The sequence below is a fragment of the Streptomyces sp. NPDC052687 genome (genome assembly GCF_040678395.1).
GTDB lineage: Bacteria > Actinomycetota > Actinomycetes > Streptomycetales > Streptomycetaceae > Streptomyces.
On sequence record NZ_JBFATR010000058.1, the window covers coordinates 18173 to 41043 of the forward strand.

Consider the following 22871-nt stretch of genomic DNA (forward strand, 5'->3'; position numbering starts at 1 on the left):
AGGCGGGGCGGAGGGAGGGGAACGGCGGCCCCCGCCGGGGGATGTGGTTTTCCCCGGCAGGCGGGCGGAGGGAGGGGAACGGCGGCCCCCGCCCTTTTCCCCGGCAGGCGGGGCGGAGGGAGGGGAACGGCGGCCCCCGCCGGGGGATGGGCGGGGTGCGGGTTCGTGCACGGCAACGGGTGTGCCGGTCGCGGGCGGCTCAGCCGCAGGGCGGGGTCTCGCGGGTGGTGACAGTGGTGAGGGCGGCGAGGGTGGTGAGGGCTTCGGTGGCGGCGTGCCGTGTGCGTGGGGAGGTGTCGGTGGTGGCGAGCCGGGACAGGCGCTCGTGGGCGGGGCCGCTGTCAGGGGGGAGCTCGCCGGTGGCTTCCATCCAGGCGTGCAGGGCGGTCGCCGCCTGGTAGCGGACGGCCTCGTCCGGGTCGTCCAGGCCCGTGACGAAGCGCCGCAGGTCCTGCGGGGCGGTGTCGCCGTCGGCGTCCAGGAGCGACAGCGCGGCGGCCCGCACCTCCCCGTCCGGTGCCCTGTCGGCCAGCCGGCGCAGGCCGGGCAGCGCCTGGCCGAGGCCGCGGAGCGCGTTGCGGGTGGGCCAGGTGTCCTGCCCGGACTCCAGGTGCGCGGTCAGGGCCCAGGCCACCGTGTGGCGCTCCCACAGCCGCAGTCCGCGCTCCACCAGGACGCCCAGGGCGTCGAGCGCCCCGGTGCGCAGCGCCGGGTCCTCGTCGTCGAGGAGCGGCAGCAGCAGCCATACGGCGTCCCAGCCGCCGCCCTCCGCCACGGCCACGGCGGCGGCCGCCCGGACCGGGGCGGGCAGGGTGCCGTCGTCCAGCGCCGACCGCAGCCGCTCGGCCGCCCCTGGGGTGTCCAGGCGGCCCAGGGCGTGCGCGGCAGCCGGTCCGGCCACGGGGTCGGTCAGCCAGCGCAGCGCGGCAGCGGCCGCGCGCGGATCGCCGCGCCGGGCGGCGCCGCGGAGCAGGACCGCCGCGGTGTGCGGGTCGGGTTCGTCGTCCAGGGCCGCGGCCAGCGCGTCGCGGGCGGTGGCGGTGTCCACGCTCGCCAGGCGGGCGGCCACCGCGGTCCGCACCCGCGCCGAGGGATCCCGCAGCCCGGTGAGCAGGGAGTCGAGCAGGGCCCCGGTGCAGCGGGCGGGCACCATGGCCATGGCCTCGACGCGGGCGGCGCCCTCGCCTTCCCTGGCGGTGCGCAGCACGTGCGCTGCCACGGCCGGGTCGTCGGCGCACCGGTACAGCAGGGCGCGGGCAAGGCCGCGGACGGTGGGGTCCGGGTCGCCCAGCAGTCCGGCCACGGCCGCCGCGTCGCCGGGGACGCCCCGGGCGTGCAGGGCGGTCAGGGCGTTGATCCGCACGTGCCGGTCGGGATCGGTCAGCAGCCGCGCGAACGCGTCCGTGATCCGGGGTCCGTCGAGGCCGAGGCGTAGCGCGGCCAGCGACGCGCGGCGCCGCACCTGCGGGTCGCCGTCCGCCAGCAGCGCCGGCAGTGCCTCGGCGGCGGCCCCTCGCACCCGCGGCGAGCCGTCACCGCCCGCCAGCCGGGCCAGTCCCGCGGCGGCCGCCGCCCGCACCGCGGGTTCCGGGTCGCCGGCCGCCCGGGCGAGGACGGCGGCGTGCTCCGGGCGCCCGGTGCGTCCCAGGCCTTTGGCCGCCGCCGCGCGTCTGGCCGGGTCCGCCGCGCCGTGCAGCTCCCGCAGGAAGTACGCGATCTGATGCTCCGCCATGCCTGCCACCCCCTGTCGGGTAAGACGCGTCAGCCGCCGGAAGGTTGGCCTGCGGGCCGAGGCTCGGGGGCGGGTGGCTCGAGAACTCGGGGACTCGGGGACTCGGGGACTCGGGGACTCGGGGACTCGGGGGCCGAAGGCTGGGGATTGGGGGTTGGGGGTTGGGGAGGGCTGGGGGTGTGGCGCGGCCTCGGGGTGATGCCCGCCGCGCCGGCCGGGGGCGTACGGGGTGGGCGGGCGTGGGTGGGCGTGGGTGGGCGGGTCCTGGGGGCGGCCCCACCGCCGGTGCGGAGGCTGCCGCCATGGGCGGCGGCACGCCCCGGCAGAGTGTGCGGGCATGAAGAAGGCAACCAGGAAGACCTCGCGGGCCCGCCTTGCCACCGCCGCCGTGCTCGCTGCCGCGGTCGCCGCCACGACGCTCGCGCCGGGTGCCGCGGACGCCGGCCGGCGGGCGGCCGCGGCACCCGGGGACGGCCCGCTCGCCTCCCGGCAGCTCCAGCACGAGACGGACCGCGTCCTTGCCGAGGGCGGGTTCGTCGGCATCACGGTGCGGGTGCGCGACGGCGCCCGCACGGTGCACGCCCGAGCGGGCGAGGCGCAGTGGCGCACCGGCCGCCCCGTGCCGCGCGGGGCGCGGTTCAGGGTCGGCAGCGTCACCAAGACGTTCGTGGCCACCGTGGTGCTGCAACTCGTCGCCGAGGGCCGCCTGTCGCTGGACGACACCGTCGAGCGCCTGCTGCCGGGTGTGGTGCGCGGCAACGGCAACGACGGCCGCCTCATCACCGTCAGGAACCTGCTGCAGCACACCAGCAGCCTGCACGACTACGGCCCCGAGGAGGACAGCGGGGCCACCGCGGCCGACTTCGAGCGCACGAGGTTCGACCACTGGGAGCCCGGGCAGCTGGTCGCCGGCGCGCTGCGCCACCGGCCGGACTTCCCGCCCGCGCCGGCCGATGACCGCGAGCCCGACTGGAACTACTCCAACACCGGCTACGTCCTCGCCGGGATGATCATCGAAAAGGTCACCGGGCGGACCTGGGCCGAGGAGGTATGCGACCGCATCGTCCGCCCGCTCGGCCTGACCGGCACCTACGCCCCCGGCGACGACCCGTATCTGAAGCCGCCGTACGCCCGCACCTACCATCTGTTCCCCGGCTCGGACACCTGGACGGACACCACGGCCAGGAACCCCTCGCAGGTGGACGCGGCCGCTGCCCTGGTCAGCACCGAGCGCGACGCGGACCGTTTCTTCGCCGCCCTCCTCGGCGGGCGCCTGCTGCCTCCCGCCCAGCTCGCGCAGATGCGCCGGACCGTGTCCGTCGGCGAGGCCTTCCAACTCGGTTTCCCCGGCCTGCGCTACGGCCTGGGAGTGATGCGGCAGCCGCTGACGTGCGGCGGCGACACGTGGGGCCACGGGGGCGACCTGGAGGGGTTCACGGTGCGCACCGCTCTCACCGCGGACGGGCGCCGCTCGGTCGTCGTCGCCGCCAGCGGCACCGGCGGCGGCGAGGAGCGGCTGCTCGCCGCCGAGCGGGCCGTCCGCGGGCTCGTGGACCGCGTGCTGTGCACCCGTAGCGAATGACACCGCCGTGACCGGCCCCGTCAGCGGCCCCCGTCGCACGGGTCGCCGCCCGCGGGCACCGGCAGGGTGTCGGCCGCCAGGCAGGAGGAGTACACCCGCGACGGTGCGGGCCGCGGCTCGGCTGTCGTCGCGGCGTCCACGGCGATGAGCGCCGCGGCCGCGGCACACGTCAGCGCCGCCGCCACGGCAATCCCCGCGGCGCGGTTCACCGGTAGCCGTCCAAGTGGTCGCGCAGCTCGTCGTCGCAGTCCTCCGCGCCGGTGCGGACGCGCGTGAAGGCCAGCACGCCGCCCTCCTCCCCTGCCCGCTCGGCGGCCTTGGCCAGCTCCCTTTCGACGGCCGCGATGTAGGCGGCGCACTCGGCGCTGACAGGCTCGTGGGATGTGCCGGGGCTCGGACCGGGTGCCGGGGAGGCGTTCAGGGCGGCGGTGGCGGCCGTGCCGGCCGCGCACAGGACCGCCCACGCGGCCACCCACGTGCGGCGGATTCGGGGTAAGGGCTTGGGCATTGCGGCATCCTACGAGCGCCCCGGCGCGCTGCCGGAGGAAGGGTCCGCTCCCCCAGCCGCCGCCCCCAGCCGCCGCCCCCAGCCGCCGCCTCCCCCGCCCGCACCACTGAACCGCCGCACCGCGCGAACCGGGCGCACCGCGTGAACCGGGCGCACCGCGTGAACCGGGCGCACGTGCGCGGTCGGGCCCCGGCTCCCCCGATCCGGCTCACGCCCTGTCAGCCCGCGCGCCGTCGCAGTCAGTTGGCCGGGTGGTGTCCGCGCGCCGGGTGACGGCTCCCGGGCGCCGCTCTCCGGAGTGAACGGCCGGCCCTCGCCGTGTCCTTCCGGCCCGCCGCGACCGTTGAGCCGAATATGCGAAAGATCGTCCCTGTGCTGTCCGGGATGTCCGGCGGCGCGGCGGGCCGGCGGACGGGCTGAGCCGCTTCCATGTCCACGCATCCGCGCCGCGCGCTGGCCCTCGCGCTCCTTCTCCCGTGGTGTGCGGTGGCCGCCTGCACACGACCCGGGCCCCCGTCGCTGAGTGACGACGACACGGTCAGGGCCGCCCAGTTGCTGCTCACCGACCGCTGTCTGATCCGTCAGGGGCTCACCCCGCCGCGCCCTCACCGGCGTCCGTCCGACGCCGGGGAGCAGCGCCGGGTCAGTGACGCGTTGTTCGGGTCCGGACGGGCCGAGCTGTCCCTGACGCTGCCCGGCGGCCCCGAGGTCCGCCAGCACTCCGACGGCTGCCTGGCCCGCGCCCAGCAGCGCCTGTACGGCGACCAGGAGCGCTGGTTCCGCGCCTCGACCCTCGTCAACAACCTCAAGAGCAGGGCCCCGGAAGGCGAACGGACCGCCTACCGGGAGATGCGGGCGCATGCCGTCCGCACCGCCCGGACCATCCTCGAGTCCGCACACGAGAAAGGCACCGCACGATGAAGAAGCCCGCCCTCCTGGCCGCCGCGCTGCTGCTGGCCGCCGGCTCTGCCCTGGCCACCACCGCCACGGCCTCGGCCGCCGACTGCCCCAGCGGCCATTTCTGCGCCTGGGAGCACTCCGACTATCAGGGCCAGCGCGCCAACTGGCACGGTGACGACGGCTGGTGGGAGGGCCACATCGCCGACGCCGACTCCTCCTGGGCCAACCACGGCATCGAGGGCCCGGGCGTCCCCGCCTTCGTCCAGGTCTACGAAGACGCCTGGCAGGGCGGTGACATGACCATCTGTCTCGCCCCCGGCCAGGAGGTCCACTGGAACGGTGTCGCCAACGACCGCGGTGACTCCCACCGGTGGGCCATGGGCTGCTGAGGGCCCTTTTCGAGCGGCGGCCGGGGGCCGGCGGGTGGTGGCCCGCCGGCCCCCGCCCTCGTGTGCGGGCGGCCGGGGCGGTACGGGAATGCGCCATCGGGCGTGCCGGTCCTGTGGCGCGGCGCGGGGGGCCGGGGCGGTCCGGGGGGCGGCGTGGGGGTTCGGGCGCGGGACGCGGCGCCGGTGGCCCGGCGTCGCGGAGTTGCCTGTTGAACCGGGGGGTGGGAGGTGTGTGCGGGGCGGGGGCGGTGCGGCAGAGCGGAAATCAAGGGGCGCTGCACCGGCGGGAGTTAGTTTCCGGACACTGAAGGGGAACGGGGAACGGGTGATCTTCGATGGAGCTCCGGATATTAGGATCGATAGAACTCTGGACAGGCGACGCCCTGGCCGATCTCGGCCCCGCGCGGCAACGCAGCATCCTCGGTGTCCTGCTGGTCGATCCGGAACGTCCGGTGCCGTTGGAGTCCCTCGTCGACCGTGTGTGGGGGGACCGGCCGCCCGCGGGGGTCCGCAATGTCGTGCACACCTACATCACGCGGCTGCGGCGGGCGCTGGCCCGGGCGTCGGCGGGGCCGGGTGAGCCGATCGGCCTGGTGCGCACGCCGGCCGGTTACCGGGTCTCGGCCGATCCGGGTTCGGTGGACCTGGTGCGGTTTCGCCGGCTGCTCAAGAGCGCCCAGCGTGAGGGGCTGGGCGACCATGAGCGCAGCGCGCTGCTGCAGCAGGCGTTGCACATGTGGCGGGGGGACGCGCTCGGCGGTATGCAGAGCGACTGGGCGGCGCGGCTGCGGGAGACGCTGCGGCAGCTGCACCACGAGGCGCTCAGTCAGTGGGCGGACGCCGAGATCCGGCTGGAGCGTCCCGGTGCCGTCCTCGCGGAGCTGCGGGCGGCGCTGCTGACCGATCCGCTCTCCGAGCAGCTGTGTGAGCGTTTGATGCTCGCGCTGTATCTGGAGGGGCGCAGCGTCGACGCGCTGGAGTACTACCAGTCGATGCGCCGGCTGATCGCCAAGGAGCTGGGCACGGATCCGTCGCGGCGGCTTCAGCGGCTGTACGAAACGATTCTGCGCGGTGAGGAGGCCGATCCCGCGCCGCCGCCGGAGCGCGGGGGCGGCGAGCCGCACGGGGCGGTCACGCACGGCGTGGGCACGTTCCAGGTCACGGCTCCCGCCCGGTCCGCTGCGCCCGCCGTGCAGGTTCCGCCAGTTCCGCAGATGCTGCCGCTGGACCTGCCGGACTTCACGGGGCGGGCGCGGGAGATGGAGGTGGTGCAGCGGTCGCTGACGCAGCCCAGTGGTGCGCAGCCGCCCGCGGTGGTGCTGGTCGGCGGTGGCGGTGTCGGAAAGACCGCGCTGGCCGTGCGTCTGGGGCACCGGCTGCGGTCGGCCTTCCCCGACGGGCAGCTGTACGCTGCGCTGCGCGGCAGCGGTGCCCGGCCGGCGGATCCGCACGCGGTGCTGGGCCGGCTGCTGCGGGTGCTGGGGACGGATCCCGACCGGCTGCCGGCCGATCCGGACGAGCGGGCCGAGGTGTACCGGCTGGCGCTGGCGGGGCGTCAGCTGCTGCTCACGCTCGACGACGCGGTCGACGACGAGCAGGTGCAGCCGCTGCTGCCGGGCAGTGCGGACACTGCGGTGCTGATCACGAGCAGGGGACGGCTCAGTACGCCGCTGGGTGCGCGGGTGCTGCAGCTGCCGGATCTGCCGCACAGTCACAGTGTGCGGCTGCTGGCCCGGATGCTGGGTGCGGAGCGGGTCAGCCGGGAGCCGGCCGCGGCGGCCGCGATCGCGCGGTACTGCGGTGGGCTGCCGCTGGCTCTGCGGGCCGCGGCGGTGCGGCTGAACACCCGTCCGCACTGGTCGCTGAGCCGGTACGCGGAGCGGCTGAGCGACGAGGGGCGGCGGCTGGACGAGCTGGCGCACAGCTCGCTGAGTGTGCGGGCCAGTTTCGCGGTGTCGTACAACGCACTGCCCGAGGACGCCCGTGAGGCGCTGCGGTGCCTGGCCCATCTGCCGGCGGCCGAGTTCGACGCCCATCTGGCCTGTCCGGTGCTGGGCAAGGACTTCGCGACCGTGGAGGACGCCTGCGAGCAGCTGGTGGAGGCGCATTTCCTGAGCGTGGCCGCGCCCGCGGTGGGTGATCTTCCCACGCGTTACCGCCTGGACGGGCTGCAGCGCGCTTTCGCGCAGGAGCTGGGTTCGGGCCGGGCGGGTGCGCTCGGCGACGCGGTGCAGCTGTCGTCGTGAGGCGGCCGGCACACGGCCGGGTGCGGGCCCGCAAAGGGCCGCTGATCGCGTCGGTGTGCACGCCGCCGCCCGCGTGACCGTCTTCTCGCCGCCGTCGTCCGGCCTGGGTCGTGGCGTGCCGGTGCCGCCGGCGGTGGCGGGCTGCCCGGAGCCTGGGTGCCGGCGGCGGCCGTCGCCGGATGCGGACCGGCCGGGCGGGCGGTGACCGTGGGTGTGCGTGCCCGCCGTAGCGCGGGGGGTCGCGGCCGTGCCGGCGGCGGTTGTCGCGGGATGCGGGCCGGCCTCGCGGGCGGTGACCGTGGGTGTGCATGCCCGCCGTAGCGCGGGGGTCGCGGCCGTGCCGGCTGCGGTTGTCGCGGGATGCGGGCCGGCCTCGCGGGCGGTGACCGTGGGTGTGCGTGCCCGCCGTAGCGCGGGTGGTCGCGGCCGTGCGGGCGGTGGCCGCCGCGGGCCTGCTCGGCGGGTGCGACCTGGGAATACACCCGCGGTCAAGAAGCCCTCCAGTCCCGCGCCCATGGGGGTGCCGGAGAGTCATGGGCGAAGCCACTTGAAGCGAGAGGGCAGGAAGGAGTGAGACCGTCATGACGCCTCCGGACACTCCCCAGGCCGTACTGCCGGACCTCGGCAGGACCGACACGGAACTGCGGCCGCCGGCACCGGCGCGCGCACCCACGATGGCCGAACTGGCCAGCGAGCTCACCACCCGCAGGGCGCAGGCCCACTTCGGGCACGACCCGGACGCCGAGACCCGTCACCTCTCCAAGGGCAAGCTGCTGGCCCGCCAGCGCATCGAGATGCTGCTCGACCCGGGCACGTTCACCGAGCTGGGGCTGTTCGCCGAGCACCGTGCGGTGGGCTTCGGCATGGAGGACTCGCATCCCGAGGGCGACGGTGTGATCACGGGCTGGGGTGAGGTCGACGGCCGTACGGTCTTCGTCTTCGCGCATGACGCCCGGGTGCGCGGCGGGGCGCTCGGTGCGACGTTCGCCGCGAAGATCCACCAGCTGCTCGATTTCGCCGACTCCGTCGGTGCCCCGGTCATCGGTCTCAACGACGGCGGCGGCGCCCGGATCCAGGAGGGCATCGACGCGCTGGCCGGGTTCGGCAAGCTGTTCGCCCGTAACGTGCGGGCCTCGGGTGTGGTGCCGCAGATCAGTGTCGTGCTCGGCTCGTGCGCGGGCGGCGCCGTCTACTCGCCGGCGCTGACCGACTTCACGTTCATGGTCGAGGGCATGGCCAACATGTTCATCACCGGGCCGGACGTGGTGCAGGCGGTGACCGGCGAGAAGGTCACGCAGGAGGAGCTGGGCGGCGCGTACACGCACGGCACCCGTACCGGGGTGGCGAGTTTCGTGGCCGCGGACGAGGAGTCCTGCTTCGAGGGCGTGCGCGAGCTGCTGTCGTATCTGCCGTCGAACAACGCCGAGACGGCGCCGTACAGCAGGCCGCTGGACGATCCGGACCGGCGGTGCGAGGAGCTGCTGCGGCTGGTGCCGGTCGACGACCGCACGCCGTACGACATCAGGACGGTCATCGACCACATCGTCGACGACGGCGACTACCTGGAGATCCAGGAGGGGTGGGCGCCCAACATCGTGTGTGTGCTGGCCCGGCTGGACGGTCATCCGGTGGGCATCGTGGGCAACCAGCCCGCCGCGATGGCGGGGGTGCTGGACATCGACTCCTCGGAGAAGGCCGCCCGGTTCGTGCGCACCTGCGACGCGTTCAACATTCCGCTGGTGACGCTGGTGGACGTGCCGGGGTTCATGCCCGGCACCGACCAGGAGCACAACGCGATCATCCGGCGCGGCGCGAAGCTGCTGTACGCCTACTGTGAGGCGACCGTGCCGCGGGTGCAGGTCATCCTGCGCAAGGCGTTCGGCGGCGCGTACATCGTGATGGACTCCAAGTCGATCGGGTCGGACCTGTCGTTCGCCTGGCCGTCGAACCAGACGGCCGTGATGGGCGCGGACGGGGCGGCCAACATCATCTTCCGCCGGCAGCTGCGGGCGGCGGCGGAGCCGGAGAAGCTGCGCCGGGAGCTGATCGCCGAGTACACCGAGCAGCTGATGAATCCCTTCGTGGCCGCGCAGCGCGGGCACGTCGACGACGTGATCGATCCGGCGGACACGCGGCGGGTGCTGATCAAGTCGCTGGAGATGCTGCGCACCAAGCGGGCCCGGCAGCCCGTCCGCAAGCACGGGAACGAGCCGCTGTGAGCGCGCCCGGGGCCGCGGTGCTCAGGGTGGTGCGGGGGGATCCCACACCGGAGGAACTGGCCGGGCTGCTGGCCGTGTTCGCCGCGCTGCGCGCCGTGGGTGAGGCGCAGCCGGACGCGGCGCCGCCGGCCGGGCGGCGCGGGTGGGGGCGGCCGGGCGGCTGGCAGCGCCTGGAGCCCGCCGTCGCACCGGACGCGGCCGGCTGGCAGCGCTCCGGCGCACGAACCGACGAGAGGACTGGCTGATGACCGGTTGGACCGGGTCTGGCAGCGGTGGTACGACGGCCGGCTGTCTGGCCATGTTTCCCGGGCAGGGCTCGCAGCGGGCGGGCATGGCCCGGCATCTGCTGGACGCCCACGCCCCGGCGCGGCGGGTGTTCGCGCGGGCCGACGAGATCCTTGGTCTGCCGCTGTCGCGGATCTGTGTGAGCGGCACCGCCGGGGAGCTCGCCCGCACCGAGATCACCCAGCCCGCGATCGTCACCACCAGTCTCGCCGTCTGGGAGGTGCTGCGGTCGGCCGGCTACCGGCCGGCGGCGGCCGCGGGCCACAGTCTGGGCGAGTTCGCGGCGCTGGTGGCCGCCGGCGTGCTGTCCCTGGAGTCGGCGCTCCAGCTGGTGCGGCTGCGCGGCCGGCTGATGGGTGAGGTGGCGCGCGAGGTGCCCGGCGCGATGGCGGCCGTGCTCGGTCTTGCCGCGCAGGAGGTGGCGGCCGTCTGCGACAGCGCCCAGGCTCTCGGGCTGGGGCTGGTGCAGGTCGCCAACTACAACGAGCCGCTGCAGACGGTCGTCTCGGGTCACGCGGACGCTGTCGAGGTGGCCGGCAAGGCGGCGCTGGCCGCCGGCGCCGACCAGGTCGTGCCGCTGGACGTGGGGGCGCCGTTCCACTGCTCGCTGATGTCGGCGGTGGAGGAGGAGTTCACCGAGGCGCTCGCCGCCCACCGGTTCGCCGATCCCGTCCTGCCGGTGATCAGTTCGGTCACCGGCGGCTATGTCACCACCGGTGAGGAGGCGCGGCGGCTGCTGCGGCGTCAGCTCACCGGGCCGGTGCGCTGGGTTCAGGTGCTGCGCACGGCCGCCCGGCATCCGGTGGACGCCTACACCGAGATCGGGCCCGGCCGGGTGCTCAGCGGGCTGGCCCGCCGCACGCTCGGGGAGGTCGGCACCCGCTCCACCGGAGACCCGCGCCGGCTCGCGGCGCTGCTGGGCGGACCGGCGCCGCGACAGCGGCCGGAGCCGGTGGCGTCCTGACACCGCGCGGACCGGCCCGTACTCCTTGGTCCGCGCATCTGGCAGCAATTTCAACGAAAGGGTTAAGGACACATGTCGTACGACGGTAAAGACTTCGGCACCATCGTCCAGGAGGCGGTCGCGGACGCGCTCGGCATCGACATCGAGGAGGCCGTGCCCGAGGCGACGCTGCTGGGCGATCTGGACGCGGAGTCGATCGACCTGCTCGACGTCCTGTTCCGCATCGAGAAGGCGGCGGACGTGAAGATCAAGGTGTCGGACATCGCGGAGCTGCTCCAGGGCGGGATACCCGACGAGGAGTTCGCCGACGAGAACGACATCATCAACGAGGTCGGCCTGGCGCAGCTGAAGAGGTCGCTGCCGCAGATCGACGTGCAGGAGCTGGCCGGCAAGCTCACGGCGGACGATGTGCTGTCCCTGTTCACCGTGCAGAACCTGACCGACCTGGTGACCGAGCGTGCCGCCCTCGCCGCGGCCGCTGCGTGAGCGGGGCGCGGGGCGGTCACCGGACGGCTCCGCCCCGCCGCCGCTGCGGGTGCGGACCGGCATGGACCTGGCCGAGGTGTCGCGGGTCGAGGAGCTGATGGACTCCCAGCCCGAGCTGCGCGAGCGGGTGTTCACCGCTCGTGAGCTGGCCTACTGCTACCGGCGCAAGCGGGCCGGTGAGCATCTGGCCGGCCGCTGGGCGGCCAAGGAGGCCGTGCTCAAGAGCCTGGGGACCGGGATGGGCGCGGGCATGGAGTGGACGGACATCGAGGTCGTCAACGACCGCGCCGGACGTCCCCGGGTGCGGCTGTACGGCGAGGTGGAGAGGGTCGCGCGGTCTCTCGGGATGCACTACATCGACCTGTCCCTGAGCCACAGCGCCGGTCTCGCCGTCGCCCACGCCGTCATGGTGTGCCAGCCCGCCGCACCCGCCCCCACCACCTACACGACAGAAGGAGACGAACGGCATGAGGCCTGACGAGACGGCGGTGTCGCGATGAGCCGCAGGGTGGTCGTCACCGGCGTGGGCGCCGTCACGCCGCTGGGCAACGACGCGCCGAGCACCTGGCGGGGACTGGTCGAGGGGCGCAGCGGGGTGGGCCGGCTGACCACGATCGACACCACCGGCTTCGACGTGACGATCGCCGGCGAGGTCAAGGGGTTCCGGCTGCAGGACGCGGTGCCCGGCTCGGTGGGGCTGCGTCATCTGCTGCGGCCGGGCACCTTCGGTGTGGGCGCGGCGTGGGAGGCGCTGCGCGACGCGGGGGTGGATGAGGACACCTACGACGGCGCGGACATGGGTGTGGCCATGGGCGCGTGTGTGGACCGGCCGGATCTGCAGTGGCTGGTGGATGTCGGCGCGCTGCGCGATCGCACGGGCCGGGCCGACGCGTTCTCGGCGTACGCGCCGTCGGACGCGCTGGCCTACAGCCAGAACATCGCCTCGGCGGCGATGGCGCGGATGGTCGACGCGACCGGTCCGATGCTGGGTGTGTCCACCGCCTGCTCGGCTTCCGGGCACGCGGTCGGTGAGGCGTTCCGCACGCTGCAGGAGGGTGATGCCACGCTCATGCTCGCGGGTGGCTACGACTCGCTGACGACCTGGCTGGACGTGCTGTGCTTCGGCCTGCTGGGGGCGCTGACGAAGGAGTACAACGACGATCCGCAGCGGGCCAGCCGTCCCTTCGACGACAAGCGCTCCGGGTTCGTCCTGGGCGAGGGCGGTGTCGTGCTCGTGCTGGAGGAGCTGGAGGCGGCCCGCGCCCGCGGGGCGCGGATTCTCGCCGAGGTCATGGGTTACGGCACCAGTCTGAACGCGTGGCGGATGACGGACTCGCCGCCGGACGGCAGCGGTGCCATCGAGTCCATCGAGGCGTCGATCGCGGACGCCGGCCTGGAGCCGGGTGACATCGACTATGTGGTGGCGCACGGCACCAGCACCCCGGGCAACGACCTGTCGGAGACCACGGCGATCAAGAAGGTGTTCGGTGATGCCGCCGAGCGGCTGGTGATCAGTTCGCCGAAGTCGATGACCGGTCATCTCACGGCGGCGTCCGCGGCGCTGAGCCTGCTCACCGCGATCGGGGCGATCAACCACGGTGTGGTGCCGCCGACCATCAACCAGGAGACGCCCGACCGGCGGCTGGGCCTCGACTTCGTGCCGAACACGGCGCGCCGGCGCGAGGTGCGTCACGCCCTCGTCAACGCGTTCGCTTTCGGCGGCACCAACGTCGGGCTGGTCGTGGGCCGTTACGAGGAGGCGCGATGACGACCGGGCAGCGACACGAAGGAGCGCCGGTGAGCGGTGGACGTCAGGTCGTCGTCAGCGGCATCGGTCTGCTGACCGCGCTGGGCGAGGGCGCGGAGGCCAACTGGAAGGCGCTGGTGGCCGGCGAGTGCGGCATCGGCCCGATCCGGGCATACGATCCGGCGCCGCTGCAGACCCGGCTGGGCGGGGAGATCGCCGAGTTCGACGCCACGCGGTTCGCCACCAGGCGCCAGCTGCGCACCGTCAACCGCGGTGACCGTCTGGCGCTGGCCGCCGCCCGGCTCGCCCTCGACGACGCGGGCCTGCCGCACAAGCAGGCCGGTGGCGACGAGCTCGGGCACCGGGCGGGCCTGTATCTGGGCGGCAACAAGTCGCTGGGCCGCATGGAGCAGCTGATCGAGGAACTGAAGGTGATCCGCCGCCCGGACGGCACGGCCGACCTGGCACACCTGGCCCGGCACGGTGACGCGATCATGCCGCCGCTGTTCTTCGTCGAGGGGCTGCCGGCCGGTGCGGTGTTCAACATCTCGCAGACGTACGGCATCAGGGGTTCGAGCACCTTCTTCGCGGGTTACGCGGACGCCGGTGCCAGCGCGATCGGCCGGGCCATGCGCGCGGTGCGCCGCGGGGACGCGGACGTGGCGATCGCGGGCGGCTACGACGACGCCACCAGCTGGTGGTCGATGACGCTGCTGGACCGGCTCGGCATCCTGACCACCCGCAACGAGCGCGGGCAGGAGGCGTACCGGCCCTATGACCGTGAGCGCAGCGGCGGGCTGCCCGGTGAGGGGGCCGCGCTGCTGGTGCTGGAGGAGAAGCAGGCGGCGCTGCGCCGTGGTGCCCGTATCTACGCCGAGCTGACCGGCTACGGCGCCGGCCATGACGCCCGTACGCCGCCGGCGGCGGATGCCGAGGGCCGTGGTCTGGCGCGGGCGGTGCGGCGTTCGCTGCAGGACGCCCGGCTGGCCGCCGGTGACCTCGGGTATGTCGCGTCGGACGGTTCGGGGACGCGGTCGGGGGACGCGGGTGAGGCGATCGCGTTGCGCGGGGTGCTGGGCGGGGCCGTGTCGTCGGTGGCGGTCAGCACGCCCAAGCCGCAGACCGGGCATCTGGTGGGCGGGGCGGGGGCGCTGAACGCCGCCGTGTGCGCGCTGGCGCTGCACCACGGGGTGGTGCCCGCGACCCTCAATCTGGACCGGCCCGATCCGGTGTGCGCTTTGGACCATGTCCGCGGTGGTGCCCGCGAGAGCAGGCCGTCGCATGCGATGGCGCTGGCCCGGGGCATCGAGGGGCAGGCCGTGGCGCTGACTTTGTCCAGGCCCGTGTGAGCGGCCGAGGGGCCCTGTCGAACAGAAGGAAGCAGACGCATGAGTGACGTTCGCAGCCAGGGGGCCGGTGTGGTGATCGCCGCGGTGGGTGCGATCACCCCGCACGGCACCTCGGCCGAGGCCCTGTGGGAGGGGGTGCGCGCCGGGCGGGTGGCGATCGCGCCCGTGCGCCGCCTGTCCATGGACCACTACCAGACCACCCTGGGCGGTGAGGTGGCCGAGGCGCCCCGGCCCGGGTACGCGTACGCCGCGCCGGGCGGCAGCCGTGACTTCTCCATCGACTTCGCGCTGGCCGCCGCCGAGGAGGCCATGGCCGGTTCGGGTCTGCGGGTCGGCACCGACATCCCGGCCGAGCGCTGGGGGGTCGCCTACGGCACCTGCCACGGCGGCTGGCGCAGTGCCGAGCTGGCTTTGCGGGAGGTGCACGAGGGCCGCAGTCCCGACTGGCGCCGCTACACGTTCGTGCCGCCGCAGGCGGGCGCGGAGGCGCTGTCGGCGGCGTTCGGCCTCAAGGGGCCGGTGTTCAGTGTGAACACGGCCTGTGCCGCCAGCGCGCACGCGCTCGCCCACGCCCTGGAGGTGATCCGCTCGGGTGCGGCCGACGCGATGCTCGTCGGCGGCAGCGACGCGTTCACCGAGTCGGCGTTCGCCGGGTTCAGCAGTCTGTGGTCGCTCTCCCCGCAGCCGGCGGCTCCGTATTCCAAGGACCGTTCGGGTCTGACCCTGGGTGAGGGCAGCGGGATGCTGGTGCTTTTGTCGCGGCGGGTGGCCGAGCGCACCGGCGCCCCGGTCGTCGCCGAGGTGCTGGGCTACGGCCTGTCCGCCGACGGCCACCACCCCACCGCGCCGCACCCCGAGGGTGAGGGCGCGGCGCGGGCGATCCGGGCGGCCCTGGACTCCTCGGGGCTGGTCGCGGACGACATCCGGTACGTCAACGGGCACGGTACGGGCACGCAGAAGAACGACTCGGCGGAGAGCAACGCCGTGCGCGCGGCGCTGGGTGCGGCGGCCGAGAAGATCTCGCTGTCCAGCACCAAGTCGATGATCGGTCATCTGCTCGGCGCGGCCGGGGCGGTGGAGGGGATCGTCACGGCGCTGGCCCTGCGCGACCAGGTGGCGCCGCCGACGGCGTCCTTCACCGGGGCGGACCCGCAGTGCGGTCTGGACCCGGTGGCGGGGACGGGCCGTCCGATGGTGCTGGAGACGGCGCTGTCCAACAACTTCGGGTTCGCCGGCGCCAACGCCACCATCGCCTTCGCCCGGCCGGGCGGGCGGGGTGCGCCGCCGCCGGCCGCCGGCCCGGACGATGTCGTGGTGACCGGGCTGGGGGTGATCACCTCGGCCGGTGAGGGGCCGGAGGCGCTGTGGGAGGCGTACGCGGCAGGGCGCCGGCAGGGTGTGCCGGAGAACAGCTTGCGCGTGGCGCGGGTGGAGTTCGACCGTTCGGTGGCGGGCACGCCCCGGGAGCGGCGGCGCATGGACAAGGTGTCCCAGCTCGCCATCGCCTCGTGCCGGGCCGCCCTGGACGCCGCGGGGGCGGACAGGGACGCGGCGGCCGTCGCCGCGACCGGTGTGGTGCTCGGCACCGCGATCGGGCCGATGGAGAGCGGTGAGCGGTTCACCGTGCCGGTGCTGCGCGAGGGCGTGCAGGAAGCGAACCCGGCGGTGTTCACGAACACCGTGTACAACGGTGCGGCCGGTCATGTGGCCATGGCTCTGGGCACGAAGGGGCCGACGTCGACGCTGACGTCGGGGCACGCGGCCGGTGCCGCCGCCCTGTCGGTGGCCTACGACATGCTGCGTGCCGGGCGCGTGGAGCGGGTGCTGGTGCCGGCGGTCGAGGCGTTCTCCGCCGCCACGCTGGCCGCCTACGAGAGTATCCCGCTGTTCGGTTCGGCGTCCGGGCGCCGCTACACGCTCGCGGAGGCGGGCATCGCGCTGCTGCTGGAGCGGCGGTCGAGTGCCGAGCGGCGCGGCGCGCCGGTCCACGCCGTGGTGCTGGGGCATGCGACCGCGTCGGACGCGTGCGGCATCGGCCGCTGGGATGCGGCGGGTGAGGGCGTGGAGCGGGCGATGCGCGGGGCGCTGCGCGCTGCCGGGCTGCGGCCGCGGCAGGTGGCGGCGGTCTGGGCGAGCGCGGCGGGTCTGGCTGCCGCCGACCGTCCCGAACAGGCCGCTCTTGCCCGGGTGTTCGGTGCGGGCGGGGTGCGCGTCGAGGCTCCCAAGCGGGTGCTCGGCGAGCCGGCCGGTGCGGGCGCCCAGCTGGCGGCGGTGCTCGCGGTCGGCGCCTGGCGCGCGGGCGGGGACCTGCGCCCGGTCCTGGTGAACAGCTCGTCCCTGGGCGGCACGCACACCTCGCTGGTGCTGTCCCCTGTCCCTGTGCCCGTAACGGAGTGAGGCCGATGACCACCGCCTATGACGTGAAGATCCTTTCGACCGGTGCGTATGTGCCCGGTGAGCCGCTGGACAACGCCACGCTGGAGAAGTTCGTCGGGCCGCTGCCGGACGATGTGCTGGAGGGCATCCAGGTCAAGACCCGGTACTGGATGATCGACCCGGTCACGGGTGAGCACCGCATCAACAACAGCCGGATGGCCGAGCGTGCCTCCCGGCAGGCGCTGGAGCGGGCCGGTGTGGAGGTCGGTGAGCTGGACCTGATCGTGGTGTGCACGGCGACGCCGGAGTACACGCTGCCCAACGTGGCCACCACGCTGCAGCATTACCTGGGTCTGGAGAGCGTCGCCGCGGTCGAGATCCGCGGGGCGTGCGCGGGCTGGGTGCAGGCGCTGGACGTGGCGCGGCGGCAGCTGGCCGACGGGACGGCGCGTACCGCCCTGGTGGTGGGCAGCGAGGCCGGGTCGCCGGTGCTGGCGCCGCATTTCCTGGGCAAGGACCCGGCGCGGGTGCGGATGCGGGACCGGCTGATGCTGTACACGTTCGGGGACGGTGCGGGGGCCGTGGTGATGCGGGCGGAGCCCGCGGGCGACAGCTCCGGCGGTGCGGGCAATCCGGGGGGCGGGTTCGCTTTCGTCAACGCGTGCGTGGGCGGGCTGCGCAAGCCCGGTATGGAGATCATCGGGGGCGGTACGGATGTGCCGCAGGCGGAGCAGCTGCGGCGGCGCCAGCTGATCCAGATGAAGATCGACGTGCCCGGCACCTCGACGTTCGGTCCGCAGGTGTTCGTCCGGGCGATCAGGGAGATGGCCCGCAAGGACGGCCGGGCGCTCGGGGAGTTCGACGCGATCGTGCTGCCGGAGGGCAACGCGGAGTACTTCGCCGACGAGTTCGCCTCCGCCGGGCTGTCGCAGGAGGACATCGAGGCGCTCGACGGGCTGATCGTGGAGAACCTGGCCGAGGTGGGGGCGACCGGTTCGGCCGCGGTGCCGCTGTCGCTGGACGCGGGCTGGACGTCGGGGCGGATCGGGCCCGGCGACCGGATCGTGCTGCTCGGCATCGAGGCCAGCCGGTATGTGTACACCGGGCTGTCGCTGACCTGGCAGGCGCCGCTGCCGGCCTGAACGGCCGTCTGTTTTTTCCCCCTTTTTTCCGCTCGCCGCCCCGGCTTCGGGGCCGCGGCTTCTCGAAAGGCATTGACGTGGCAATCAAGCACCGCAAGCTGGGCACGGCCGCGCTGGAGGTCTCCGCGCAGGGCCTGGGCTGCATGGGCATGACGTTCGGGTACGGCGACGTGGACGAGGCCGAGGCCCGGGCCACCATCGACCGGGCGCTGGAGCTCGGCGTGACGTTGCTGGACACCGCCGACATGTACGGCCCGTACACCAACGAGGAGCTGATCGGGCGGGCCGTGGCCGGGCGGCGCGAGAAGGTGGTCCTGGCCTCCAAGGTGGGCAACGAGGTCGTCGACGGCCGGCTCACCTGGCGGATCAACGGCCGCCCGGAGTACATCCGCCGCTCCATCGAGGGCACGCTGCGCCGTCTGGGCACCGACCACCTCGACCTGTACTACCTGCACCGCGTCGACCCGGACGTGCCGGTGGAGGAGAGCTTCGGGGCGCTCGCCGAGCTCGTCCAGGCCGGGCTCGTGCGGCATCTGGGGATCTCCGAGGCGGGGCCGGCGACCATCCGGCGCGCGCACGCGGTGCATCCGCTGACGGCCGTGCAGACCGAGTACTCGCTGTTCACCCGGGATGTCGAGGTCAACGGCGTGCTGGAGACGGTGCGGGAGCTGGGGATCGGCTTCGTGGCCTACAGCCCGCTGGGCCGCGGCTTCCTCACCGGCACGATCCGTGACACCGCCGACATTCCCGCGGGCCTGGACTTCCGGCGTATCGCCCCGCGTTTCAAGGACGAGAACATCCGCCGCAACCTGCCGGTCGTCGACCAGCTCAGTGATCTGGCGGCCGCGGCCGGCACCACGGTCACGCGCCTGGCGCTGGCCTGGGTGCTCTCCCGCGGCGAGGACGTCGTCGCCATCCCCGGCACCAAGCGGCGCACCTACCTGGAGGAGAACCTGTCCGCGTCCGACGTGCGCCTCTCCCCCGACGTGCTGGCCGCGATCGACACCATCGCCCCTTACGGCGTGACCGCCGGCAACCGGTACCCGGACGCCGAGATGGCCTCGCTGAGCCGCTGAAGCCCCCCCCCCGCTCCCCTGCCCTGCCCTCGGCCGTCCGACCTCGACCCTTTGGGAGAACCGACATGTCCGCCCCCACGCCTCGCCCCGTACGCCGCGTTCTCATCGCCGGCGGCGGGATCGGCGGCATCGCCACCGCGCTGGCCCTGCAGCAGCAGGGCATCGACTGCGTCGTCTTCGAACGCGCGCCCCAGCTGCGCGACGGCGGCGCCGGACTGCACATCTGGACCAACGGCATGCTCGCCCTGGCCCGTCTGGGGGTGGCCGACCAGGTCGCCCGGATCGCGCCCGCCCAGTCCGCGTGCCACTTCGCGACCTCGGCCGGCCGGCCCATCGGCACCTGGCCGGTGGGCGAGTTCGTCGAGCGCTACGGGCAGGCCACGGTCGCCATCGGCCGCTCCGACCTGCACGGCATCCTGCGTGACGCCGTGAGCGCGCCGGTCGTCACCGGCGCGGAGGTCACCGGCTACACCGAGCACGAGGACGGTGTCAGCCTGCACTTCGCCGACGGCACCAGCGCGGAGGGCGACCTGCTGATCGGCGCCGACGGCATCCGCTCCGCGGTGCGCGCCCAGCTGCTGGGCCCGCAGCCTCCCGACTACACCGGCTACATCGCCTGGCGCGGCCACGCCCGGATGAGTGCCGAGGAGATCCCGCCGGGCACGTTCACGGCCCTGTTCGGCCAGGGCACCCGCTTCACGTACTACGACATCGCGCCCGGCGTCGTGCACTGGATGAGTGTCGCCGACGGGCCCGCCGGCGGCCGCGACGAGGGCACGCCCGAGCAGACCCTGCAGATGCTGCGTGAGCGGCACGCCGGCTGGACCGGGCCGGTGCGGCGCATCCTGGACGCCACCGTGCCGGAGAGCATCCTGCGCGGCGACGTCATGGACCGCAAGCCCGACGCCGTCTGGGGGCGGGGCCGGGTCACCCTGCTCGGCGACGCCGCCCACGCCATGAGCTTCAACATCGGGCAGGGCGCCTGCCAGGCCATCGAGGACGCCCTCGTCCTGGCCGGGCACCTCGCCGCGCCCGGCACCGACGCCGTGCGGGCCCTGCGCGTCTACGAGGCCGAACGCCAGGAGCGCACCCGGCCGATGCAGCTGCTGGCACACCGCATCGGCGTGCTCGGCTCGCTGCACAACCCGGCCGCGGTCTGGCTGCGCGACCGGGTGATGGGACTGGCCTGGAACCGCATCTTCCACTCCACCGAACGTGATCACGTCGCCTACGGCACGCGGTGGACGTCCGGCGCCGGCGCCACCGCCGCCTGACCGGGCCGCACCCGCCCGCACCCGCCCGTACTCGCCCATGATGAGAGGACTGCTGTTGTGACCACTGCGCCCACCAACCCGGCACAAGCACTGTGGGAAAGCGCCGGGGAACGGAACAAGGCGACCATCCGGCGCGTCTTCACCGAGTTCGTCAACCAGGGCGACGCCTCGGTCGTGGACGAGTGCTACCGGCCCGACATCGTCGACCACGCGGGCCTGCCCGGCGCGCCCGAGGGCGCCGAAGGCGTGAAGTACACCATCGCCGGGCTGCGTGAGGCGTTCCCCGACTTCCACGTCACCATCGAGGACATCAGCGCCCACGACGACATGGTCGTCATCCACAACACCTGGCGCGGCACCCACCTGGGCGAACTGCTCGGCATGGCGCCCACCGGCCGTTCGTTCCTGTCCGTCGGCATCGTCATCTGGCGGTTCGACGAGGAGGGCCGGATCGCCGAACGCTGGGAGCACGGCGTGTCGTCCAACATGTTCGCCGCGCTCGGCATGCGGATGCTGGCGCCGCGCAAGGGCCGCCGGCGCACCGCGGAAGGGGTGCGGTCGGTGACGCGGACCGTGCCGCTGAAGTCCGGCAAGCCGGCGGCCTGGCAGCGGCTGACCGCCGAGCTGGAGGGGCCGCGCCGGCGCGAGTACGAGGCCTCCAGGCGCCGGCTGGGCATCACCAGCGAGGTGCTGCGCATCGACCCGCGGCCCGACCAGGACCATGTGATCGTGCACTTCGAGACCGCCGACCCGGAGCGCACCAGGAAGCGCTGGCTGGAGTCGACGGACCCCTTCGACCGGTGGCTGCGCGAGCAGATCCTCGACATCCACGGCGAGGACCCCTGGGCCGGGCCCGCCACCTCCTGCGAGCAGGCCGGCTGGGCCTGGACGGCACCGCCGCGGCTCACCGCCGGCCGGCCCGACGGATCGAACTGAGCGGCACGCGGTCTGCCGACCCGGACTCGAGCCGTCTTCCAGACGCGGTCGGCAGACTCAGGTCATCCCCCCACCGCCCCGACCGACGGGCCCGCGCCGTACTTCCCCCGGCGGCGCGGGCCCGTCCTCTCTCCCGCTCATTGCCCGTCGACCGGCGACCGCGCACCGCCGGCGGCGTACTCGCCACAGCGGACCCGCTCGTGCTCGTGCCACGCATCCGGCCCGGCCTCGGCTGAAAGGGGCCCGTTGCCGCAGACGTCCTTGAGCGGGCCGCGAGCACGCGACGCCACGAGAAGCGGTCTCAAGGACCTCACCCGAGAACGGATGCCCCATGGCCACTGACCACGTACTGACCGGCTCCGCACCCCCCGGACCCAGCGACACGGACGCCCCGCCCGCCCCCGCCCCCGCGTCCGCGACCGAGACGCCCGCGGCCGGCGCAGCCGGTGAGGCCAAGCGCGCCGGGATCTCCCGGCTGCCGTCCCTGACGGGCCTGCGCTTCCTCGCCGCGCTGACCGTGTTCGTCTATCACCTCTCCATCCCCATCCCGTCGCTGCGGCTGCTGGCGGACGACCGTACCGAGTTCCGGCTGTACCGCTGGTTCGACCAGGCCGGCGGGCTCGGCGTGTCGTTCTTCTTCGTGCTCAGCGGGTTCGTGCTGACCTGGTCGGCGCGCGGCAACGACACCCCGGCCGGGTTCTGGCGGCGCAGGTTCGTCAAGGTGTACCCGAACTACGTGGTGGCCTGGGTGCTGGCGATGGCGCTGTTCGCCAGTGACATCACCTCCGACGGGGTCGCCCTGGCCAACCTCTTCATGGTGCAGGTGTGGGTGCCGGAGTACTACACCAACTTCAGCGTGGACCCGCCGAGCTGGTCGCTGGGCGTGGAGGTGGTCTTCTACCTGTGCTTCCCGCTGCTGCTGGCCGCCTTCCGGCGTATCGACCCCCGCCACCTGAAGTACTGGATCGGCGGGGCGGTCGCCGCGGTGTGGGCCACCCCGGCGGTGGCGTACGCGCTGTTCCCCGCCACCCCGCTGGTGCCCAGCGGGCAGAACCTGCCCGCCACCGCGTACTGGTTCACCTATGTGCTGCCGCCCGTGCGGATGGTCGACTTCGCGCTGGGCATCCTGGTCGCGCTCGCGGTCAAGCACGGGCGCTGGCGCAACATCGGCATGATCCCCTCGTTCGTGCTGCTGGGCGCCGGGTACTGGCTCACGTTCCACATGCCCTACTTCTACGGGCAGCGCGCCACCATGATCATCCCGATCGTGCTGCTGATCGCGGCCGCGGCGACCGCCGACGTGGAGGGCCGCTTCAGTCTGTTCCGCAACCGCGTGATGGTGTGGCTGGGCGAGATCTCCTTCGCGTTCTACCTGCTGCACTACATCGTGCTCGTGTGGCTGCGCGAGCAGCTCGGCACGCGGATGTTCTCCGACACGGCAGGCTTCGCGATCATGGCGGGCGCGGCCGTGGGCACGGTGGCGCTGTCCTGGGTGCTCTACCGGCTGGTGGAGGTTCCGCTCGTACGCCGCTTCAGCCGCTCGCGGCGCGCCGAGCACCCCGACACCGTCACCTGACGATCCGTCACAGGTGAGGGCCGGCCGGCTGCTTGACGGCCGGCCGGGCCGGTACGACGGCGGCGCGCTGCCTGTGGGGGCAGC

20 protein-coding genes are annotated in these 22871 nt (G+C 74.0%); 17 read left to right on the plus strand and 3 right to left on the minus strand.

Annotated features, from left to right (window positions below):
• Positions 1–199: 199 nt before the first annotated feature.
• Positions 200–1732: a HEAT repeat domain-containing protein gene (locus AB0K92_RS29925; RefSeq protein ID WP_365928032.1), complete on the minus strand. Its 1533-nt coding sequence runs from the start codon at positions 1730–1732 to the stop codon at positions 200–202.
• 337 nt (positions 1733–2069) lie between these two features.
• Here AB0K92_RS29925 and AB0K92_RS29930 point away from each other — a divergent pair, with 337 nt between their 5' ends.
• Positions 2070–3314 (plus strand): serine hydrolase domain-containing protein, encoded by a 1245-nt coding sequence (locus AB0K92_RS29930; RefSeq protein ID WP_365928034.1) that lies wholly within the window; start codon positions 2070–2072, stop codon positions 3312–3314.
• A gap of 20 nt (positions 3315–3334) precedes the next feature.
• On the opposite strand, the gene AB0K92_RS29935 is transcribed toward AB0K92_RS29930, so the two are convergent.
• On the minus strand, positions 3335–3523 hold the full coding sequence (locus AB0K92_RS29935) for a hypothetical protein (protein ID WP_365928036.1): 189 nt from the start codon (positions 3521–3523) through the stop codon (positions 3335–3337).
• Positions 3520–3822 (minus strand): hypothetical protein, encoded by a 303-nt coding sequence (locus AB0K92_RS29940; protein ID WP_365928038.1) that lies wholly within the window; start codon positions 3820–3822, stop codon positions 3520–3522. Before AB0K92_RS29940 ends, AB0K92_RS29935 begins: the two co-directional genes overlap by 4 nt.
• A 429-nt stretch (positions 3823–4251) precedes the next feature.
• Between AB0K92_RS29940 and AB0K92_RS29945 the strand changes: the two genes are divergently transcribed.
• From AB0K92_RS29945 to AB0K92_RS30020, 16 genes are all read left to right on the plus strand, one after another.
• Positions 4252–4743: a hypothetical protein gene (locus AB0K92_RS29945; RefSeq protein WP_365928040.1), complete on the plus strand. Its 492-nt coding sequence runs from the start codon at positions 4252–4254 to the stop codon at positions 4741–4743.
• Positions 4740–5111: a peptidase inhibitor family I36 protein gene (locus tag AB0K92_RS29950; RefSeq protein WP_365928042.1), complete on the plus strand. Its 372-nt coding sequence runs from the start codon at positions 4740–4742 to the stop codon at positions 5109–5111. Before AB0K92_RS29945 ends, AB0K92_RS29950 begins: the two co-directional genes overlap by 4 nt.
• Before the next feature lie 335 nt (positions 5112–5446).
• Positions 5447–7357 carry an AfsR/SARP family transcriptional regulator gene (locus AB0K92_RS29955; protein ID WP_365928044.1) on the plus strand — a complete coding sequence of 637 codons (1911 nt, stop codon included), beginning with the start codon at positions 5447–5449 and terminating at the stop codon, positions 7355–7357.
• Between the two features lie 581 nt (positions 7358–7938).
• Positions 7939–9576 carry an acyl-CoA carboxylase subunit beta gene (locus tag AB0K92_RS29960; protein WP_365928046.1) on the plus strand — a complete coding sequence of 546 codons (1638 nt, stop codon included), beginning with the start codon at positions 7939–7941 and terminating at the stop codon, positions 9574–9576.
• On the plus strand, positions 9573–9821 hold the full coding sequence (locus AB0K92_RS29965) for an acyl-CoA carboxylase subunit epsilon (protein WP_365928048.1): 249 nt from the start codon (positions 9573–9575) through the stop codon (positions 9819–9821). The genes AB0K92_RS29960 and AB0K92_RS29965 overlap by 4 nt, the downstream gene beginning before the upstream one ends.
• Complete coding sequence (fabD, locus tag AB0K92_RS29970) at positions 9821–10825, plus strand: ACP S-malonyltransferase (RefSeq protein ID WP_365928050.1); 1005 nt, start codon at positions 9821–9823, stop codon at positions 10823–10825. Before AB0K92_RS29965 ends, fabD begins: the two co-directional genes overlap by 1 nt.
• A 72-nt stretch (positions 10826–10897) precedes the next feature.
• The gene (locus tag AB0K92_RS29975) at positions 10898–11311 is read left to right on the plus strand and encodes a phosphopantetheine-binding protein (RefSeq protein WP_165994934.1); all 414 of its coding nucleotides are present in this window, start codon (positions 10898–10900) and stop codon (positions 11309–11311) included.
• Positions 11283–11789 carry a holo-ACP synthase gene (gene acpS, locus AB0K92_RS29980; protein ID WP_365928052.1) on the plus strand — a complete coding sequence of 169 codons (507 nt, stop codon included), beginning with the start codon at positions 11283–11285 and terminating at the stop codon, positions 11787–11789. Before AB0K92_RS29975 ends, acpS begins: the two co-directional genes overlap by 29 nt.
• A gap of 18 nt (positions 11790–11807) precedes the next feature.
• Positions 11808–13079 (plus strand): beta-ketoacyl-[acyl-carrier-protein] synthase family protein, encoded by a 1272-nt coding sequence (locus AB0K92_RS29985; RefSeq protein ID WP_365928054.1) that lies wholly within the window; start codon positions 11808–11810, stop codon positions 13077–13079.
• 29 nt (positions 13080–13108) lie between these two features.
• Positions 13109–14407, plus strand: coding sequence for a beta-ketoacyl-[acyl-carrier-protein] synthase family protein (locus tag AB0K92_RS29990; protein WP_365928056.1), 1299 nt, complete (start codon positions 13109–13111; stop codon positions 14405–14407).
• Between the two features lie 39 nt (positions 14408–14446).
• Positions 14447–16804, plus strand: coding sequence for a beta-ketoacyl-[acyl-carrier-protein] synthase family protein (locus AB0K92_RS29995; protein ID WP_365928058.1), 2358 nt, complete (start codon positions 14447–14449; stop codon positions 16802–16804).
• 5 nt (positions 16805–16809) lie between these two features.
• On the plus strand, positions 16810–17925 hold the full coding sequence (locus AB0K92_RS30000; protein WP_365928060.1) for a ketoacyl-ACP synthase III: 1116 nt from the start codon (positions 16810–16812) through the stop codon (positions 17923–17925).
• Positions 17926–18008: 83 nt separating this feature from the next.
• Entirely contained in the window at positions 18009–19001 is a 993-nt protein-coding gene (locus AB0K92_RS30005; protein WP_365928068.1) for an aldo/keto reductase, read from the plus strand.
• A gap of 65 nt (positions 19002–19066) precedes the next feature.
• Positions 19067–20275 carry an FAD-dependent monooxygenase gene (locus AB0K92_RS30010; protein ID WP_365928062.1) on the plus strand — a complete coding sequence of 403 codons (1209 nt, stop codon included), beginning with the start codon at positions 19067–19069 and terminating at the stop codon, positions 20273–20275.
• Between the two features lie 57 nt (positions 20276–20332).
• Positions 20333–21211 (plus strand): ester cyclase, encoded by an 879-nt coding sequence (locus tag AB0K92_RS30015; protein WP_365928064.1) that lies wholly within the window; start codon positions 20333–20335, stop codon positions 21209–21211.
• Between the two features lie 331 nt (positions 21212–21542).
• Positions 21543–22787, plus strand: a complete 1245-nt coding sequence (locus AB0K92_RS30020; protein ID WP_365928066.1) for an acyltransferase — start codon at positions 21543–21545, stop codon at positions 22785–22787.
• Positions 22788–22871: the final 84 nt, after the last annotated feature.

Coding starts and splice junctions, on each gene's coding strand:
- AB0K92_RS29995 (WP_365928058.1), top strand. CDS start 14,447: ATGAGTGACGTTCGCAGCCAGGGGGCCGGTGTGGTGATCGCCGCGGTG.
- AB0K92_RS29975 (WP_165994934.1), top strand. CDS start 10,898: ATGTCGTACGACGGTAAAGACTTCGGCACCATCGTCCAGGAGGCGGTC.
- AB0K92_RS29945 (WP_365928040.1), top strand. CDS start 4,252: ATGTCCACGCATCCGCGCCGCGCGCTGGCCCTCGCGCTCCTTCTCCCG.
- AB0K92_RS29950 (WP_365928042.1), top strand. CDS start 4,740: ATGAAGAAGCCCGCCCTCCTGGCCGCCGCGCTGCTGCTGGCCGCCGGC.
- AB0K92_RS30020 (WP_365928066.1), top strand. CDS start 21,543: ATGGCCACTGACCACGTACTGACCGGCTCCGCACCCCCCGGACCCAGC.
- AB0K92_RS29925 (WP_365928032.1), bottom strand. CDS start 1,732: ATGGCGGAGCATCAGATCGCGTACTTCCTGCGGGAGCTGCACGGCGCG.
- AB0K92_RS30000 (WP_365928060.1), top strand. CDS start 16,810: ATGACCACCGCCTATGACGTGAAGATCCTTTCGACCGGTGCGTATGTG.
- AB0K92_RS29955 (WP_365928044.1), top strand. CDS start 5,447: ATGGAGCTCCGGATATTAGGATCGATAGAACTCTGGACAGGCGACGCC.
- AB0K92_RS29960 (WP_365928046.1), top strand. CDS start 7,939: ATGACGCCTCCGGACACTCCCCAGGCCGTACTGCCGGACCTCGGCAGG.
- AB0K92_RS29985 (WP_365928054.1), top strand. CDS start 11,808: ATGAGCCGCAGGGTGGTCGTCACCGGCGTGGGCGCCGTCACGCCGCTG.
- fabD (WP_365928050.1), top strand. CDS start 9,821: ATGACCGGTTGGACCGGGTCTGGCAGCGGTGGTACGACGGCCGGCTGT.
- AB0K92_RS29940 (WP_365928038.1), bottom strand. CDS start 3,822: ATGCCCAAGCCCTTACCCCGAATCCGCCGCACGTGGGTGGCCGCGTGG.
- AB0K92_RS29930 (WP_365928034.1), top strand. CDS start 2,070: ATGAAGAAGGCAACCAGGAAGACCTCGCGGGCCCGCCTTGCCACCGCC.
- AB0K92_RS30010 (WP_365928062.1), top strand. CDS start 19,067: ATGTCCGCCCCCACGCCTCGCCCCGTACGCCGCGTTCTCATCGCCGGC.